18 protein-coding genes are annotated in these 17,158 nt (G+C 66.4%); all 18 read left to right on the forward strand.

Features of this window, described 5'->3' with window-relative positions:
• Positions 1–63: 63 nt before the first annotated feature.
• The 18 genes from AAF604_07105 to AAF604_07190 all read left to right on the forward strand — a co-directional run bounded on the left by AAF604_07105 (position 64) and on the right by AAF604_07190 (position 17,075).
• Complete coding sequence (locus tag AAF604_07105; GenBank protein ID MEM7049409.1) at positions 64–711, forward strand: RNA polymerase sigma factor; 648 nt, start codon at positions 64–66, stop codon at positions 709–711.
• Complete coding sequence (locus tag AAF604_07110) at positions 708–1,301, forward strand: hypothetical protein (protein MEM7049410.1); 594 nt, start codon at positions 708–710, stop codon at positions 1,299–1,301. Before AAF604_07105 ends, AAF604_07110 begins: the two co-directional genes overlap by 4 nt.
• A 30-nt stretch (positions 1,302–1,331) precedes the next feature.
• The gene (locus AAF604_07115) at positions 1,332–2,078 is read left to right on the forward strand and encodes a hypothetical protein (protein ID MEM7049411.1); all 747 of its coding nucleotides are present in this window, start codon (positions 1,332–1,334) and stop codon (positions 2,076–2,078) included.
• Between the two features lie 3 nt (positions 2,079–2,081).
• Entirely contained in the window at positions 2,082–3,308 is a 1,227-nt protein-coding gene (locus tag AAF604_07120) for a type II secretion system F family protein (protein MEM7049412.1), read from the forward strand.
• Positions 3,309–3,323: 15 nt separating this feature from the next.
• The gene (locus AAF604_07125; protein MEM7049413.1) at positions 3,324–4,967 is read left to right on the forward strand and encodes a GspE/PulE family protein; all 1,644 of its coding nucleotides are present in this window, start codon (positions 3,324–3,326) and stop codon (positions 4,965–4,967) included.
• Positions 4,936–5,901, forward strand: a complete 966-nt coding sequence (locus AAF604_07130; GenBank protein MEM7049414.1) for a hypothetical protein — start codon at positions 4,936–4,938, stop codon at positions 5,899–5,901. The genes AAF604_07125 and AAF604_07130 overlap by 32 nt, the downstream gene beginning before the upstream one ends.
• Entirely contained in the window at positions 5,898–6,530 is a 633-nt protein-coding gene (locus tag AAF604_07135; protein MEM7049415.1) for a hypothetical protein, read from the forward strand. Before AAF604_07130 ends, AAF604_07135 begins: the two co-directional genes overlap by 4 nt.
• Entirely contained in the window at positions 6,527–7,153 is a 627-nt protein-coding gene (locus AAF604_07140) for a hypothetical protein (protein ID MEM7049416.1), read from the forward strand. Before AAF604_07135 ends, AAF604_07140 begins: the two co-directional genes overlap by 4 nt.
• Positions 7,150–7,716, forward strand: coding sequence for a hypothetical protein (locus AAF604_07145; GenBank protein ID MEM7049417.1), 567 nt, complete (start codon positions 7,150–7,152; stop codon positions 7,714–7,716). Before AAF604_07140 ends, AAF604_07145 begins: the two co-directional genes overlap by 4 nt.
• 2 nt (positions 7,717–7,718) lie before the next feature.
• Complete coding sequence (locus AAF604_07150; protein ID MEM7049418.1) at positions 7,719–10,226, forward strand: secretin N-terminal domain-containing protein; 2,508 nt, start codon at positions 7,719–7,721, stop codon at positions 10,224–10,226.
• Between the two features lie 15 nt (positions 10,227–10,241).
• Entirely contained in the window at positions 10,242–10,706 is a 465-nt protein-coding gene (locus AAF604_07155; GenBank protein ID MEM7049419.1) for a type II secretion system protein, read from the forward strand.
• Positions 10,707–10,731: 25 nt separating this feature from the next.
• The gene (locus tag AAF604_07160; protein MEM7049420.1) at positions 10,732–11,187 is read left to right on the forward strand and encodes a prepilin-type N-terminal cleavage/methylation domain-containing protein; all 456 of its coding nucleotides are present in this window, start codon (positions 10,732–10,734) and stop codon (positions 11,185–11,187) included.
• Positions 11,187–12,296 (forward strand): type II secretion system protein, encoded by a 1,110-nt coding sequence (locus tag AAF604_07165; GenBank protein MEM7049421.1) that lies wholly within the window; start codon positions 11,187–11,189, stop codon positions 12,294–12,296. The genes AAF604_07160 and AAF604_07165 overlap by 1 nt, the downstream gene beginning before the upstream one ends.
• Positions 12,293–12,727: a dUTP diphosphatase gene (dut, locus tag AAF604_07170; protein ID MEM7049422.1), complete on the forward strand. Its 435-nt coding sequence runs from the start codon at positions 12,293–12,295 to the stop codon at positions 12,725–12,727. The genes AAF604_07165 and dut overlap by 4 nt, the downstream gene beginning before the upstream one ends.
• 474 nt (positions 12,728–13,201) lie before the next feature.
• Entirely contained in the window at positions 13,202–14,032 is an 831-nt protein-coding gene (locus AAF604_07175; protein ID MEM7049423.1) for a DUF4097 family beta strand repeat-containing protein, read from the forward strand.
• 60 nt (positions 14,033–14,092) lie between these two features.
• Positions 14,093–14,890: a PhzF family phenazine biosynthesis protein gene (locus AAF604_07180; GenBank protein MEM7049424.1), complete on the forward strand. Its 798-nt coding sequence runs from the start codon at positions 14,093–14,095 to the stop codon at positions 14,888–14,890.
• 98 nt (positions 14,891–14,988) lie between these two features.
• Complete coding sequence (locus AAF604_07185) at positions 14,989–16,419, forward strand: GAF domain-containing sensor histidine kinase (GenBank protein ID MEM7049425.1); 1,431 nt, start codon at positions 14,989–14,991, stop codon at positions 16,417–16,419.
• A complete protein-coding gene (locus AAF604_07190) occupies positions 16,416–17,075 on the forward strand; it encodes a response regulator transcription factor (protein ID MEM7049426.1) in 660 nt (219 codons plus the stop codon). Before AAF604_07185 ends, AAF604_07190 begins: the two co-directional genes overlap by 4 nt.
• The last annotated feature ends 83 nt before the right edge of the window (positions 17,076–17,158 follow it).

A 17,158-nucleotide genomic window follows, 5' to 3' on the forward strand; every position in this document is an offset into this window, starting at 1 on the left:
GTAGCCGGCTGAGGTGCTTGGACGATCTGGCCGAAGCCGTCGTATATAGGCACAGGAGCCTCGATGACCATGCCGCAACTCGTCTATTCCGCCACTCGCCACCGCGCTTCCCTCGTGGAAGCCTCCGACCGTGACCTCTTGCACGCCCTCCGGCAGGACGACGAGACGGCCCTCGACGAGCTCATCGGGCGCAAGACCAAGCCCTTGGTCCAGCTTGTTTACCGCATTCTCGGGGACCGAGAAGAAGCCCGCGACGTGGTTCAGGTGACCTTCTTCAAGGTCTGGGAGAACCGCCTCAAGTTCGACGACAAGTGGAGCCCGAACACCTGGATCTACCGCATCGCGAGCAACTTGGCGATCGATCACCTGCGCTCCCGGCGCAGCCGCGAACGCACCGCCGAGCCGATGCAGCAGCACTTGCGTCAGGTGGCCGACGGCCAACGACCGAGCGCCGCTCGCGAGCTGCGCCAGGACGAGGTGATGGACATCTTCCGCAACCTCTCCGGTTCGCTGACCGAAAAACAACGGCTGGTCTTCGTCCTCCGCGAGGTCGAGGGTCTGTCGTCGCAGGAGGTGGCGCGCATCGCCGAGTGCCGTGAGTCGACGGTGCGCAATCACCTCTTCAATGCCCGCAAGATCCTGCGCCGCGAGTTGGTGCGGCGTTATCCCGAATATGCCCCGGTGAAGGGCTATCAGGAGGAGCGCGCATGAGCTGTCCGAACTGGACGGAGCTGACGGAACAGCGTTTCGAGATGGTCGAAACGGAGGCCTCCGAGGCGGCTTGGCAGGAAGCCCTCGAGCACGCGGCGAGCTGTGCCGACTGCGATGGCCGGGCGGCCGCCGCCGATCCTCTGGCGATTCTCGCTCCGTTGAGCGACGATCTGACGGATCTCGCAGACGCCTATGACATGCGCCGAGCGGTCACCGCCATGCGGCGTGGCGAGCGGGTGCGTCCGGAAGCGTCGGCCGCCGGTTGGCCGCGCTTCGCCGCCGCCGCCGGTCTGGCGGTTGCTTTGGTGACGCTCGGCTCCGGGACCCCCTCGGGTATCTCCCCGGCCGGCGAGATGGTGGCCAGCGAGACCGGCCCCTGGGTGAGCGAGACCGCGCCGGTGATCTGGGAGCCGCCGATCTTGCCGACCGAACATTGGCTCGCCGTGCCGGGTAACGGACCGGCCGCTGAAGCGCTGGACGAGATGCCCGTGTTCGACGAGCTGCAGAGCCCGCAAGCGGCCAGCGTCTACCAGCTCGCCGGGGACGACCTGCACGTCGTGATGGTCGTTCACGAGACGCTGGACGTCTAGACCGGGCCTGGTTTCCTTCCGACGAGCTCTATGTTGGTTCGACGCACTTTCCTCGTGATTCTGGCCGTGTGTCTGCTGGCGACGGCGAGCAGCGCACAGCAGCAGCGCCCATCGCGCATCAGTCCGGCGCCGGACGAAGGGCTGCCGGTGGGCGATGCGTTGCGGCTTCACGCCTTCACCCTCGAGCACAAGCTGGCGAGCGAGGCCCTCGAGTTGGTGAAACCGCTGTTGTCGCCGCGCGGCTCGGTGGAGATTCAGCCCGGCGGCAACACCCTGGTGGTGCGCGACAGCCTGGCGGCCCTCGGCCAGATCATCCCGCGCCTGCGCAACTTCGACCATCCGGCGATGCCCCTCGAAGTCGAGGTGGTGGTGCTGCGAGCCTTCACCAAGACGCGGCCCGAAGGCACCAAGCAGCGCGAGGTGCCGGCGGCCCTCGAAGGGCGTCTGCGCCAGCTACTGCGCTACGAGACTTTTCAGCTGGTGGCGCGCTCGCGCTTGCAGACCTTCGAAGGGGAAGAGGTCACCTATGACCTCGGCCGCGGCTTCTCGGTGGTCTTCCACCTCGGCACCGTGCTCGGCAACCAACGCCTCAAGCTGCGCGACTTCAAGGTCGAGAAGACGGCCGATGGCAAGCCCCTCATCCACACCAATCTCAATCTCTTCCTGGGCAAGACCACGATCCTCGGTCTGGCCGCCACGGAGACCAGCGAGAGCGCCCTGATGGTGGCCGTCACCGGCCGCATGCGCACGCCTTTGGCGCCGCTGGAGAAGGAGTAGACGGTGGAGTTCGTCTGCCGCGTCGGAACGGCCGAGGGCAAGATCCTCGAGCGTCCTTTCGAAGCCACCGACGAGACGGCTCTGCGGCAGGATCTCGAGCGCCGCGGCTTTCACGTCTTCGAGGTGCGGCGCAAGGGTCTGGAGCTCAACCTGCCCTTCATCGGCAAGGGGCCGAAGAAGATCCCGGCCAACAAGTTCCTGATCTTCAACCAGGAGCTCGCGGCCCTGCTGAAGGCCGGTTTGCCGCTCCTCCAGGCCCTCGACCTGATGCTCGAGCGAATGGAGGATGCGGCTTTTCGTCCGGTGCTGGCGGAGGTTCGCGAGCGGGTGCGCTCGGGCGAGGATCTCTCGGAGATCTTCGCCGGCTACGGCGACCGTTTTCCGCGTCTCTATGCCCCGACCCTGAAAGCCGGCGAGCGTAGCGGCGAGCTCGAAGCCGTCATCCGGCGGTTCATTCGCTACCAGACCCTGGTGCTCGAGGCGCGCCGGCGCACCGTTTCGGCGCTGGTCTATCCGGCGGTGCTGGTCGGCCTGTCGATCGTCATGATCCTGGTGGTGACGTTCTACGTCGTGCCGAAGTTCTCGACCTTCTTCGAGAGCATGGACACGGAGCTGCCGTGGGTCACCCGGGCGCTGCTCGGCGCTTCTGGCTTTGCCGCCGAGAAACCGTTCCTGCTCCCCAACGGCACCTGGATGGTGCTGGCGGTGGTCGCCGGCTTCTGGGCCATCCGGCGCTGGTCGCGGCTGCCCTCCGGGGCCGAGGCGATCGATCGCTGGAAGCTTCGATTACCGCTCGTCGGCCAGGTCCTGCGTCTGTTCTCCCTCTCCGAGTTCTGCCGTTCCCTGGCCACCTTGCTGAGCGGCGGCATGCCGCTGGTTCCGGCCCTCGAGATCTCCGTCTCGGCGGTCGGCAATGCCAGCGTGCGGTCCGGTCTCGAGCCCAACATTCAAAAGGTGCGCGAGGGTGAGCCTTTCTATGCCGCCCTCGAAGCCAGCGGGGTCTTTCCTGCGATGGCCATCGACATGATCAAGGTGGGAGAATCGACCGGCTCCCTGGACGAGATGTTGACCAACGTATCGGATCTGTTCGATCAGCGGGTGGAGACGCGGCTGCAGCGCATCCTGACCCTCATCGAGCCCTTGATGTTGGTCTTCTTGGGAGTCATCATCGCCATCTTGCTCATCTCGATCTACCTGCCGCTCTTCGGAGCGATGGGATCGGTTACTTAGAGGATTGTCGAGCCCATGACTCTCGAGATCGACCAGAACCCGGCCCTGGCCCTGGAAGGCCAGGGAGGCCGTGCGCGGCTGGCGGAGGAGCGCCGTACCGCCATCGAGTTCGCCGAGCGCTACGGCCTCGAGTTCGTCGACATGGGCTCCTTCCGGATCGACACGGAGCTCTTCCGGCGGATCCCTTTCGACTTGATGCTGCGCTTCAGCTTCCTGCCCGAGGAGCAGCTCGACGGCCGTCTGTCGGTGATCATGGCGGACCCCTCGAACGTCTTCAAGCTCGATCAGCTCGAGATGCAGCTCGGTCAGCCGGTGGACGTCAAGGTCGGGGTGCGCTCGGCGGTGGAGGAGATCCTCCAGAAGTCGGAAAGCGCCCAGCGGGTGCTCGACGAAGCCACCGAAGGCTTCCGCATGCAGTTGGTGCAGGAGGACGAGCAGGGCGAGGAAGTGCTGTCCATCGACAGCATCACCTCCGACACCAGTCCGATCATCAAGCTCGTCGACTCGACTCTGTTCAACGCCATCCAGCGCCGCGCCAGCGATATCCACATCGAGACGCGGGACTCCGAGGTGGTGATCAAGTACCGCATCGACGGCGTCCTCTACCAGGCGATGGAGCCGATCGACAAGCGCCATCACCAGACCATCATCAGCCGCATCAAGGTGATGGCGGAGCTCGACATCGCCGAGAAGCGGATTCCGCAAGACGGCCGCTTCAAGCTGCGTCTGCGCGGCCGGACCATCGACTTCCGAGTCTCGATCATGCCCTCCGTTCATGGCGAGGATTGCGTCATCCGTATCCTCGACAAGGAGTCCATGAACGAGGAGTTCAAGAACCTGCGCCTCGACATCCTGGGTTTCGACGACGAGACCATGGCGAAGCTGCGCAAGTTCATCCTCGAGCCCTACGGCATGGTGTTGGTCACCGGTCCCACCGGCTCCGGTAAGACCACCACCCTCTATGCCTGTCTCTCCGAGATCCAGTCGGCGGAAGACAAGATCATCACCATCGAGGATCCGGTCGAGTATCAGCTCAAGGGCATCACCCAGATTCCGGTGAACGAGAAGAAGGGGCTGACCTTCGCCCGCGGGCTGCGCTCCATCCTGCGCCACGACCCGGACAAGATCATGGTTGGCGAGATCCGGGACGAAGAGACGGCCCAGATCGCCATCCAGTCGGCCCTCACCGGCCACTTGGTGTTCACCACCGTGCACGCCAACAACGTGGTCGATGTCCTGGGGCGGTTCCTCAACATGAACGTCGACCTCTACAACTTCGTGTCGGCGCTCAACTGTGTGCTGGCTCAGCGGTTGGTGCGCAAGATCTGTCCCCACTGTCGACGGGCGACCAAAGCTACCCGCGAGCTGCTCGAGCAGAGCGGCCTCGACCCGCACGTCTACGGCGACTTCACCTTCTACGAGGGCAATGGCTGCCTGGAGTGCAACGGCACCGGCTTCCTGGGCCGGTTGGCCGTTTCCGAGCTCCTCAACCTGTCGGATCACATTCGCGAGCTCATCCTCGAGCGGCGGCCCGCCTCCGAAATCAAACGTACGGCCAAAGAAGAAGGCATGACCTTCCTGCGCGAGTCGGCGCTCGAAAAGGCCCTGCAGGGAGTCACCACTCTCCGTGAAATCAATAAAGTTACCTTCGTGGACTAGGAGCCTGCTGGGCTTCGACCCGGTCCCGGCTCCGCCCCACGCCTTCGCCGTCGATCGCACGCGGCTGGTGTACGGCGGATTCGTGCGCTCCGGCAAGGCCCTGCAGTTTCGCGAGTACCACAGCGAAGAGCTGCCGGCGGAGACCTTCCAAGACGGCCTGCTGGGCGGTTCTCTGACCGATGTCGGGGCCTTCGACGGCATCGTGCGGCGGCTCGTCGGGCGGGTTTCGGGGGCGGTCAAGGAGGCTTCCTTGACGGTGCCCGACGCCTGGTTGCGGGTCGCCTTCGCGGAGCTCGACGACCTGCCCCGGGGCGCCCGCGAGCGCGACGAGGTGCTGCGCTGGAAGCTCAAGCAGCAGGTGCCCTTCTCGCCCGATGACCTGCGCCTCGATGGCGTCTCCGTCTCCCCTTTGCCGGGCCAATCGGAGGCTTTCCGGGTACTGGTCGCCTTCGCCCTCGACTCGGTCCTGTCGCAGCTCGAGCTGGCTTTCACCAAGGCCGGCGTCAAGCTCGGTCGCATCACCAACTCGAGCCTGCCGGCCCTGTCGGCCCTCGGGCCCGGTGGCCAGGGTGGCGGCACGGTGCTCGCCTTCGTCGAGGAAGAAGGCTACTCGCTGGTCTTCGCCCATGACGGTGAGCCGGTGTTGCATCGCTTCAAGGCCGGCACCTCCGATGCCCGATTCGTGGTCCGCGACCTGCGCCTGACCCGGGACTACCTGGACCGCAGCGTGCCGGGCTTTCCGATCGATCGCCTGGTGTTGTGTGCGCCGGCGAGCCTCGAGGGATCCTGGGTCGATTGGCTCTCGGAGGGCTTCGATCATCCTGCCGAAGCCTTTTCGGCGCGTCATCTGCCGGCCTCCGTCGGCCTCTCACCGGAGCTCTCCGGTCATGACATCGCGGCCCTCTACGGTGCCGCCCAGGAGGCGGTGGCATGATGCCCAATCTGGCCCGCGAGCCGTTCGTCAACGCTCGTCCGGTGGTGCGCATCACCTCGATTCTGTGGGTCCTCGGAGTGTCCCTGGCGCTGCTCGCTGCGGGGCTCTACTGGAGCTATTTCTCGGGCCGCGAGGATCAGCGCGAACGGTTGATCGAGCTCGAAGCTCAGATCGATCAGGAGAAGGAGCGCATCGCCGCCCTGCAGGAAGAGCTCGGACTGGTCGACCTCGAGAACCAGAACGAGTCCATCGATTACCTCAACGAGCGAATTTCCGAGCGTACCTTCGGCTGGAGCCTGCTGTTCGATCGCCTGTCGGATATCTTGCCGGCGGACGTTCGACTGCTCAGCCTCAACCCGGCCGTCGAGCGCCAACAGCGGCGTTCCAACCGGCGTCGCCAGCCGGCGCGGGACAGCGAGAAGGTGGTGCTCCGAATCCAGGCCATCGGTCGCTCCGACGGTGCCATGGAGCAGCTCATCGACCGCCTGTTCAGCGATCTCGCCTTCGAGAACCCGAATCCCTACTCGGAGTCGCGCGACGCCGGCCAGTCCTACTTCTCGCTCGACGTCGTCTACCTGCCGCGGGTGGCGGCGGAACAGCTCGAGCAGGTCGCGGAGAGTAGCTCGTGAGCGCCTCGAGAGATCTCTGGCGATCGCGGCTGCTGCTCTGGCTGCCGCCCCTGATCCTGCTGCTGGTGGCGCTGGTGGCGCTGGGCATCTATCGCGGCCGCTATGCCGACCAGGCGGAGGGTGGTGCGCGCTCCCTCGACCGCGCCACGCAGGTCCTCAGCGAGGTGCAGCGGCAGAGCTCCACCCTCGACCGCAGCGTTCGCCAGATCCGCACCGCGCGGCACAACCTCGACGAGTTCCACGGCGACCGCCTGTCGACCGAGAACCTGCGCCTCACCAAGCTGATCGCCGAGGTCAAGGATCTCGCCGAGACCTGTGGCTTGGATCCGCGATCGATCAGCTACCCCAATCAGGTGATCGAGGACTTCGGACTGCGCAAGCGTTCCTTCGTGTTCAGCGTTCAGGGCTCCTACGCCAGCCTGCGGCGGTTGATCAATCTGCTCGAGCTATCGGACTCGTTCCTCACCCTCGAGCAGGTCACCTTGCAGGGTTCGGATCAAGCGCTGCTCAATATCGACCTCAAGATCTCGACCCTGTTTTCGACTCTCGAGATCGAGCCGGTCGATCCGGTGCCGGTGGCCGAAAACGCTCCGGTGGAGAATCCGGAGGAGGTGGAGGGATGAGGGAAGAACAGCAACGAAAGGTCCTGGTCGGCCTGCTGGTTTTCCTCGTCCTGGTCGTCGCCTGGCGCTACGGTGGCGGTTGGTTGAGTGGCTCCGGAGGCCCGCGTCCGCTCGATTTCTCGAGCGGACTGGAGGAGATCACCGGCGCCGATCGCATCGCCACCCTCTCCATCGAGGAGCTCACCGCCGAGGCGCGCGACTATTCGCCCGGGCGTGACCCGTTCCGCTATTACGATCCGCCGCCTCCGCCCCCGCCGCCGCGGCCGGCGATCGAGCGGCCGACGACGCCGGTGCGCCGGCCGGAGCCGCGGGTCGTCGACACCAGCCCGCGACCGCCGGCCATCCCCTATCAGTTCTTGGGTAGCTTCGGGCCTTCGGGGCGCAAGATCGCGGTGCTCGCCGAGGGCGACGAGATCATCAATGCCCTCGAGGGCGACGTGCTCGAGCAACAGTTCGTCATCGACGCGATCGGCCTGGAATCCGTAGACATCAAGTACATTGACTTCCCCGACGAACCGGCCAAGCGGCTGGCGGCGGGCGCTGAGACCACCTTCGGGAGATGAGCATGAACCGTTCCCGCTGTTTGATTTCCATGGGGCTGTTATTGGCTCTCACCCTGGGCGGCTGCACCAGCCACCGCAGCTCGCGGTCGGCGGAGATCGCCTCCGAGGTCGGCGACTGGGACGAGGCCGTGGTGCAGTACATGCGGGCCGTCGAGGAAGACCCCGGCAACATCCGCCACCGCTCGGCGCTGCTGCGCGCCAAGATCAAGGCCTCCCAGATGCACTTCGAGCGCGCCAAGAAGTACCAGGACGCGGAGGTCTGGGAGCGCGCCCTGGTGGAGCTGCAGGAGGCGGTGGCCCTCGATCCCACCAATCAGTACGCCGAGGCCGAGCTGCTCAACGTGCGCGAGATCTTGGAGGCCGCGGCGGCCGGCCGCGGGCCGCAGTCGTTGGCCGCCCTGAAGCGCAAGAACAGCGGCAGCCGGCCTCAGCCGCCGGTGCTCGATCCACGCTCCGACGAGCCGATCTCCCTCAACTTCCCGGACCCGACGTCGATCTTCAAGATCTATCGCGCCCTCGGCAAGGCCTTCGGCATCAACGTGCTGTTCGACCCCAACCTCAAGGACACGGAGATCCCCATCGAGCTCGAGGAGGTAACCGCCCAGAGCGCCCTCGAAACTCTGATGCGGGCCGCCGGTCACTTCTACAAGGTGCAGGACGAGCACACCATCATCATCGCCGCCGACACGCCGCAGAACCGGCGCACCTACGAGGATCTCGTCATCCAGACCTTCTTCCTCTCGAACTCCGAGGTGAAGGACATGATGACCATCCTGCGTAGCCTGGTGGACGCCAAGAAGATCGCCACCAACGAACAGCTCAACGCCATCATCCTGCGCGACACGGCGGACAAGGTGAAGGTCGCCGAGCGCATCATCGAGGCCAATGACAAGGCCAAGGCGGAAGTGGTGATCGATGTCGAGCTGATGCAGCTCGACACCACCTCGCTGCGCGATCTCGGAGTCTCCCTCGATCCCTACTCGATCACCCAGAGTCTCGATACCGGCACCGAGAACAACGTGCTGCGCTTCTCGGACATCGAGTTCCTCAACCAGAACAACTGGACCCTCAACATCCCGAGCATCATCTACCGCTTCATCAAGCAGAGCTCGAGCGCCCAGCTTCTCGCCCGGCCCCAGCTCCGCATCACCGAAGGGGAGAAGGCTCGGCTGGTGATCGGTGATCGGGTGCCGGTGCCGGTGACGACCTTCAATACCGCCAACACGGTGGGTGGCAACATCGTGCCGATCACCTCCTTCCAGTACCAGGAGGTCGGCATCACCATCGAGATCGAGCCGCGGGTGCACCACAACAAGGAGGTCACCCTCAAGGTGCGGGTCGAGGTGAGCAACATCAACGGCTTCATCGAGGGCTCCGGCGGCCAGCAGCAGCCGCGTATCGGGACCCGTACCATCGATTCGGTGATTCGCTTGCAGGACGGCGAAACCAACTTCCTCGCCGGGCTGCTGCGCACCGACGAGAGCTCGAACGAGTCCGGCGTGCCGGGGCTGTCGGACATCCCGGTGCTCGGCCAGCTATTCAAGAGTCGCCGTGCCGACCGCAATCGCACCGACGTCATCTTGACCTTGACGCCGCACATCGTGCGCAACGCCGAGATCACCGAGGACGACCTGCTGCCGATCTGGGTCGGAACCGAGTCCAACATCACCTTCCGCGGCGGCAGTCCGCGGGTCGAGTCGAACGTCGATGGACCCTTCGACGACGGCAGCACGCCGGAGGAGCTCCAGGAGATGATGCGGCGCCGCATTCAGCGTCTGCCGCGCGGTCTGCGCGAGGGCCAGCAGCCGGAGACCAAGGAGCCGCTGCCGCAGGGCATCGACCTGGTGCCGTCGCCGGGCTTCCCGGGCCAGAACCCGGTGGACGACGAAGAGGAAGAGGACGGCCCGGTGCCCTTCCGGCCGGAGATCGATCCCTTCCGCGGTCAGGCCAACCTGCTCGACGGCTCCGCCGAGGTGGTGACGACGTCGATGCTGGCGGAGGCCTCCGACAGCGCTAGCGGCAACGCCGCCAGCGGTGCGTCGGAGGTCCGCCTCTGGCTGGCGCCGCGCTGGCTGACGGTGTTGCCGGGCGACGTCTTCGAGGTGCGGGTGCAGGCCGAGGCGGCGCGCCCGATCTCACACCTGCCCCTCGCCCTGTCCTTCGACTCGGAAGTGCTCGCCCTCGAGAAGATCGAGGCCGGTGACTTCCTCGGCGGAGCCAGCGAGGCGGAGGTGCTGGCCGACTCCTCGCAGGCCGGTCGGGTGGTGATCGGGGCCAGTCGGCTGGGCGCCGTTCCGGGCGTCGAAGGCCAGGGCACGGTGGCTCGCCTGACCTTCCGCGCGCTCGGCGAGGGTCCCGCCTGGGTGGACTTTCTCGATGCCGAGGCGATGGACCCGCAGCTCGCTCCGCTGGCGACCCGGGTGACCGGCAAGGCGCGTATCGATGTCGACGCCGAGGCCGAGGTACCGCCGCGCCGCGATCCGGAATTTCGCGAACGGCCGCGCCCTTGAGAATGAGGTAGGACGATGCGACAGCGGCGGCAGGCGAGCGGTTTCTCCTTCGTGGAGCTGATCATCGTGGTAGCGCTGATGGCGATTCTCGCCAGCGTCACCCTGCCGACGGTCAAGTTCACCGAAAAGCGCCTCAAGGAGATGGAGCTGCGCGGTCACCTGCGCGAGATGCGGGGTGCCATCGACGAGTACAAGCGCTACAGCGACAGCGGCTTCATTCCCATCGACCTGGGGACGGACGGCTATCCCAAGGAGCTCGAGGTGCTCATCGAGGGCATCGAGATCGTCGGCCAGATCGACACCCAGATCCGCTTCCTGCGCCGCATTCCGATCGACCCCATGACCGGCGAAGAGGAGTGGGGCCTACGCAGCTATCAGGACGACGTCGACGCCTCTTCGTGGGGCGGCGAGAACGTCTACGACGTCTACTCCTTGTCCGAAGGGGTCGGCTTGAACGGCATTCCCTACAGCGAGTGGTAGGGCGTCGGCGAGGAGAGAAGGCATCATGAGACGGGCACACGGACGAGTTCGCACGGTGGCGGCGGGAAGCCGCTCACAGCGGGGCTTCACCCTGCTCGAGTTGATCATCGTGGTGGCGATCATCGGGATTCTGGCGGCGATCGCCATGCCCGCTCTGCGCGACACGCCGCGCAAGGCCAACGAGGCGGTGTTGCGCACCAATCTGCACAGCATTCGGGATGTGCTCGACCAGTACCGCGGCGACAAGGGCTACTTTCCTTCGACCCTCGAAGTGCTGGTCGAAGACGGCTACTTCCGGGAAGTGCCGACCGATCCGATCACCAAGAGCGTCGAGACCTGGGAGCTGCTCTACGAAGAGGCCGATCCCGACTTCGAGCCGGCCGAAACGGAGGTCGGTGAGGACGGCGGCCCGGGAATCTACGACGTGCGCTCGGGCTCCACCGAGATCGCCCTCGATGGGACGCCCTACAACGAATGGTGATGCGCGGCCGCCTGGCCCGCCGCCGGGGAACCGGCCTCGACCGCCGCTGGCGCGGCCAGAGGGGCTACAACCTGGCCCTGCTGGTGGTCGCCGTGACGGTGCTCAACATCCTGCTGGCGGCGGCGCTGCCGCAGTGGAGCTACCGCATCAAGAAGGACAAGGAAGAGGAGCTGCGCAGCCGCGGCTTGCAGTATGCCGAGGCGATTCGAATCTTCCGCATGCGCTACTCGCGCGAGCCCACGGCCCTCAAGGAGCTGGTCGAGATCAAGCCGCGCTCGATCCGCCAGCTATGGAAGGATCCGATGACCGAAGGGGGCGAGTGGGGATTGATCTTCTCCCGCGGCGGTGGTGGCCAGGTGGTCGCCGGCGAGGGCAACGCTCCCGCCTTGGTGCCCAATCCTTCCGTCCCTGGGCAGACCAGCCCGACGGCGGGTTTCGGCAGCGAGAGCAACGATCCGCGGACGAAGCAGGTCACCGTGGGCCCGATTCTGGGGGTCTACAGCCTGAGTGAGGACGAAGCTCTGTCGAGCTTCTTCGGCAAGACCCGCTACAAGGAATGGCAGTTCACCGCCGACCTGATGCAGCGACAAGGGTTGGCCGGAAATACCGCCGGCGGCAACGCCGGCCAGACCCTACCGCGACTCGAGATTCGGACCCTCGGCCGTCCCTTCATCCCGGAGCTGCAGAGCCAGATGATGCTGCCGCCGATGAATATCGCGCCAAATGTCGGCGGCCAACCGGGCCAGCCGGGGCAACCCGGTCAGCCGGGCCAGGGGATCCTTCCCGGAGGCAATGCCGGTAACCCTCGTCCGGGCCTCAATCCCGGCGGTAACGTCGGCGGTAATCCCGGCGGCAATCCCGGCTTCGTTCCCGGTGGCAATCCCGGTGGTCCGCGACCCGGGTTCAATCCCGGCGGCAATCCTTCGGGGCCGCGTCCGATTCAGCCGCGGCCGGGCAACCCCACGCCGGGCAACCCTGAAACCGGCAATCCCAACACCGGCGGCAATCCCGGCGGTCAGCCGGGCGGCAACCCGTCCGGCCCGGGTTTCGACCCGACGGTGCCGCAGAACCTGTCGCGCTCCGTCTTCCGGCCACCACCGACATCGTGACCGCGCCGCTGACAGTTCGCGTCGTCACCCTCGGCGGTCAGCCGGTGCCGGAGCGAGCCTCCGCCGGCGCCGCCGGATTCGATCTGCGGGCTGCCGAGGACGTCACCCTCGCGCCAGGAGAGCGCCGGCTCGTACCCACCGGCATTCGCCTCGAGATTCCTCCGGGCTGGGAGGCGCAGGTGCGACCGCGCAGCGGCCTGGCCTGGAAGCAAGGGCTGACGGTGCTCAATGGGCCGGGGACGATCGATAGTGACTTTCGGGGTGAGGTCGGGGTGATCCTGATCCACCTCGGTGCGTCCGTCGTCACCTTGAAAGCCGGCGATCGCATTGCTCAACTGGTCTTCGCGGCGGTGCCGGAGGTCGACTGGCGAGTGGTCGACGAGCTCGAGAACAGCGATCGCGGCCGCGGCGGATTCGGCTCCACCGGCTAGCAGGCTGCTGAAAAGTCCGCTTCGCGACTTTTCCAGCGCTGCTACCTGTTTATTTCGAGAGGGGCTACGCGCCCCTGACTGCGCGTCCCGGGCTGAGCGCCCCTGACTGCGCGTCCCGCTCCGGCCCAAGAAGCTTGGTTCTTGGGCCTCCTCTCCTGTCGCGGCGGTTTACCGCCGCCGGGCCCTTCCGGGCCCGGAAGCAGGTTGCCGACGAGTTTTTCAGCAACCTGCTGCTAGGAGTTTCCGGTCCGCGGCGCTCTGCCGCCGAATTTCTCCCACGTTGCTTACTTCCTCCTGAAGGCCGCCGCAGCCTTGGCGGTGCCGGTTTGGCGCGGTATCATAGGGCCGTCGGTTAATTTACGGAGGACCAGCGGTATGACTCGCGCTCGTAGTGTGAATCGCGTTCGTAACCCCTATTGTCTGATTTTTCTGGCCCTGGTTGCCGGACTGATGCTGGCTTCGGTCGCGCACGGAATGGAAGCGTCGATCGTCGACTTCGCGCCGCGGGCCACCGAGACCGAAGTCTTCGAGTTCTCGGCCGATGCGACGCCCCGACTCGAGGTGCGCCTCGACCAAGGTGTGGTGCGGGTCGAGCGCGGCGAGACCGGTCGGGTGGTGGTGCGCGCCAATGCTCCCTTGGGAGAGACGGTGCTCGGCTCGACGGTGAAGATCGAGCGTCACGGCGACACCCTGATGATCCTTCCCCGCAAGAGAGCGGTCGGCGGTGAGAGCGGTTCGCAGGCGGAGATCGACCTCGAGGTCGAGTTTCCGGCTCGCGGCGAGCTCGACCTGCGCAGCCATCTCGGGGACTTCGAGGTCTATGACATCGACGGCGAGATCGATATGCGCTCGGATCGCGGCAGTCTCGTGCTGGAAGGCTCTTCCGGCACCCTGCTGCTGCAGACCGGCAGTGGCAGCATCGACCTGATCGATCTCGGTCAATCGGTCGTCCGCGCCACCACCGATAGCGGCGCGGTCCGCTACCGCGGTGGATCGCTGACGGATGGTCGCTACTCTTTCACCACCGCCAGCGGTCCGATCGAGATCGAGCATCACCGCGAGGCCCATTACACGATCGTCGGGCGCACCCTTTCCGGCGATGTCTCCAACCAGGTCGACGGAGTGATCTCCGACGACTCGCGCTGGGGGCCGGTCAAGCACCTCCACGGTGAGTATGGCCTCGATCACCAGGCGGCCTCGACGGTCCAGGTGATCTCCGCCAGCGGTGACATCTCCCTCGCCCTCAGTCCGCAGCCGGGCGACTTCGCCGTCGCGGCCAGCGACCAGCCCTCTGAGCCAGAGTAGTCGCTAGACTCCCGGCCGCCGCCCGTTGGGTGGCGGTCGGCCGCCGTCGTACGTCCCTCCATGGGCGAGACTCTCTACCAGGTCGACGCATTCACTCGCCGTCCCTTCGCCGGCAATCCGGCGGCCGTGTGCGTGCTGGAAACTGCCGCGCCGGAGCCCTGGATGCAGGCCGTGGCGCGCGAGATGAACCTCGCCGAAACGGCCTTTCTGGTGCCGCGAGCCGATGACGCCTTCGATCTGCGCTGGTTCACGCCGCGGGTGGAGGTCGAGCTCTGCGGTCACGCCACCCTCGCCTCGGCCCACGTTCTCTGGCAGACGGAGCGTCTTGCGCGGTCGTCGCCGGCGCGCTTCCATACCCGTAGCGGTTGGCTGACGGCCCGTTGCCTGGAGGTCGGGATCGAGATGGATTTCCCGAGCAATCCCCCGCGACCGACGCGCCACGGAGTCGCGCTCCAGGAGGCCTTGGGAACCGCCGCGGTGGAGGTCGCCGAGTACGGCAGCGACGGCCTGGCGGTACTCGCCGACGCCGCGGCGGTGCGCCAGCTCTCACCGAATCTCGCGGCGATCGCCGCGCTGCCCTTCCGCGGGGTGACCGTGACCGCTCCCGGAGACCAGGACTTCGACTGCGTGTCTCGCTTCTTCGGTCCCCGGGTCGGCGTGCCGGAGGATGCCGTGACGGGGTCCGCTCACTGCGGACTGGCTCCCTACTGGAGCGCTCGCCTCGGGAAGACCGAGCTGCGTGCCCATCAGGCGTCGGAGCGCGGCGGCGAGCTCGAGCTCCGCTTGGCAGGTGAGCGGGTCTTCCTGCGAGGTGAGGCGGTGACCGTGCTGCGGGCGGAGTTGCTGGTCACCGAGTGAGTCGGGATTCGCCGCCGCCAATGGCTGCGAACATTCGACGGCCTCCCACCCTGTCGGGTGGGCCGACTGCAGCGGCGTGCTAGCCTGCCGCGATCGTCATGAACCGCAGCCGCGATCCCGAGTCCTGGGAGAGTCCGGAGTTCCCCCTCCAGCGTTGGCGCTGGGCCGCGATCGCTGCGCCCCTCCTGCTGACCGCCGTGCTGATGGCCCTCCTCTGGGCTTTCGCCGAACCGGCGCCCTGGGCGCCCTGGGCGCTCGCTGCCATCGCCTTGGTGGCGGTGATTTTCTACGCCGTCGTCTTCTCTCGCCTCGAGGGCTACCGACGGCGCCTCGAGCGCCGCAATCAAGAGCTCGAGCTGTTGCGTCGTGCGGCCTTGAACGTCGGTTCGGAGCTCAGCCTCGAAGTGGTTCTGGAGCGTTTGGTCGAACAGGCGACGCAGCTTCTTGGAACCCGCTACGGGGCCCTCTCGGTGCTCGGCGAGGACGATGCCATCAAGACCTTCGTCACCGTGGGAATCGGTCGGGCGGCGGCCGATCAGATCGGCTCGCCGCCGGTCGGCCGAGGCCTGCTGGGAATTTCACTCCACCGCGGGGAAACGCTGCGTTTGGGCGACCTGACGCTCGACCCGCGAGCCTGCGGCTTTCCCGACCATCATCCGCGGATGTCCACCCTACTGGCGGTGCCGCTGGCCTGTCAGTCGCCCTATCGCGGCAATCTCTACCTGAGCGAGAAGATCGACGGCAGGAGCTTCGATCGGGAAGACGAAGAGACTCTCATCCGCTTCGCCGCCCAGGCCGCCATGGCGGTGGACAACGCCCATCTGCACTCGCAGGTGGGTTCGGTGGCGGTGGCCGAAGAGCGGCTGCGCTTGGCTCATGAGCTGCATGATGGCCAAGCCCAGGTGCTCGCCTTCGTCAATGCCAAGGCTCAGGCGGTGCGGGAGTTTCTGCGCAGCGAGAGCTACCAGGAGGCGAGGCGTCAGCTCGATCAGCTCGCCGAAGCCGCCCGCGGCATCCTGGCCGACGTCCGCGAGGGCATTCTCGGCCTGCGTTCGGTCGGCGCCTCGGGACCCCTTTTGGACAACCTGCGCCAGTACCTCGAGCTCTGGCAAGAACAGGCTCGTATCGAGGTCGAGGCGCGCCTCGAGCCGATCCCGGAGCTTCCGCCCGGGGTCGAGCTGCAGATTCTCAGAATTCTGCAGGAAGCGCTGACCAACGTACGCAAGCACGCCGGCACGGACCGGGTGCGGGTCGCCCTCGAGCCCTGGGGACGCGGGCTGCGCCTCGAGATCGATGACCGGGGTCGCGGCTTCACCGCCGGCGCCAGCGGCCCTGTCGGCATCCCCCGCTTCGGCCTCGCCACCATGCGCGAGCGCGCCCAGGCGATCTCCGCCCAGCTCGATGTGACCTCCGAGCCCGGCCGGGGGACGCGGGTTCGCCTGCAGTACGAACCGGATCCGACCACCTCCAATGACGGTCTGCTCTTGGCGGGCCTCGATTCCAGCGACCGCGAAGGAGAATCCGCTTGAGAATCCTGATAGCCGACGATCATGCCCTGTTCCGCGATGGTCTCAAGAGCCTCCTCCGCGGCCACGGTCTCGAGGTGGTGGGCGAGGCGGCCAACGGCCGTGAAGCGATCGAGCTCACCCGCACCTTGCAGCCCGACATCGTGCTGATGGATCTCGCAATGCCCGAGATCGACGGCCTCGCGGCCACCCGTGCGTTGGCCCACGCAGATCTACCCTCCAAGATCGTCGTCCTGACGGCGTCGAGCGACGACGGCAACCTCTTCGAGGCGATCAAAGCGGGGGCGGAGGGCTACTTGCTCAAGGATCTCGAGGCGGAGTCCTTCTTCGCCCTGCTCGCAGGAGTGGCGCGAGGCGAGCCGGCTTTGACGCCTGGATTGGCTCGCAAGGTGCTGCAGGAGTTCGCGCGCCCACAGGCGACGCCCAGCAAGGACCACGACCCCGATGCCCTCACTGCCCGCGAGCAAGAAGTCCTCGAGATCATGGTCGAGGGAGTGACCACCAATCGCGGCCTGGCGGAAGCGCTGGGAGTGAGCGAGAACACGGTCAAGTTCCACGTCCGCAACATCCTCGACAAGCTCCACCTCAACAACCGTGCCCAGGCGGTTGGATACGCCTTGCGGCACGGCCTGGTCGAAGGCGTCGACGAAGCCAAGTAGGCTGCCGCCGAAGAGCTCCTCCATCCCGCGCTGCCCGAGCCCGCCCGGCTCGGCGGCGACCGGTCCGACCGCGACCTCGGCAT

Source organism: Acidobacteriota bacterium, from assembly GCA_039028635.1.
Taxonomy (GTDB): Bacteria; Acidobacteriota; Thermoanaerobaculia; order Multivoradales; family JBCCEF01; genus JBCCEF01.

Coding starts and splice junctions, on each gene's coding strand:
- AAF604_07105 (MEM7049409.1), top strand. CDS start 64: ATGACCATGCCGCAACTCGTCTATTCCGCCACTCGCCACCGCGCTTCC.
- AAF604_07110 (MEM7049410.1), top strand. CDS start 708: ATGAGCTGTCCGAACTGGACGGAGCTGACGGAACAGCGTTTCGAGATG.
- AAF604_07115 (MEM7049411.1), top strand. CDS start 1,332: ATGTTGGTTCGACGCACTTTCCTCGTGATTCTGGCCGTGTGTCTGCTG.
- AAF604_07125 (MEM7049413.1), top strand. CDS start 3,324: ATGACTCTCGAGATCGACCAGAACCCGGCCCTGGCCCTGGAAGGCCAG.
- AAF604_07135 (MEM7049415.1), top strand. CDS start 5,898: ATGATGCCCAATCTGGCCCGCGAGCCGTTCGTCAACGCTCGTCCGGTG.
- AAF604_07145 (MEM7049417.1), top strand. CDS start 7,150: ATGAGGGAAGAACAGCAACGAAAGGTCCTGGTCGGCCTGCTGGTTTTC.
- AAF604_07150 (MEM7049418.1), top strand. CDS start 7,719: ATGAACCGTTCCCGCTGTTTGATTTCCATGGGGCTGTTATTGGCTCTC.
- AAF604_07155 (MEM7049419.1), top strand. CDS start 10,242: ATGCGACAGCGGCGGCAGGCGAGCGGTTTCTCCTTCGTGGAGCTGATC.
- AAF604_07160 (MEM7049420.1), top strand. CDS start 10,732: ATGAGACGGGCACACGGACGAGTTCGCACGGTGGCGGCGGGAAGCCGC.
- AAF604_07165 (MEM7049421.1), top strand. CDS start 11,187: ATGCGCGGCCGCCTGGCCCGCCGCCGGGGAACCGGCCTCGACCGCCGC.
- AAF604_07175 (MEM7049423.1), top strand. CDS start 13,202: ATGGAAGCGTCGATCGTCGACTTCGCGCCGCGGGCCACCGAGACCGAA.
- AAF604_07180 (MEM7049424.1), top strand. CDS start 14,093: ATGGGCGAGACTCTCTACCAGGTCGACGCATTCACTCGCCGTCCCTTC.
- AAF604_07185 (MEM7049425.1), top strand. CDS start 14,989: ATGAACCGCAGCCGCGATCCCGAGTCCTGGGAGAGTCCGGAGTTCCCC.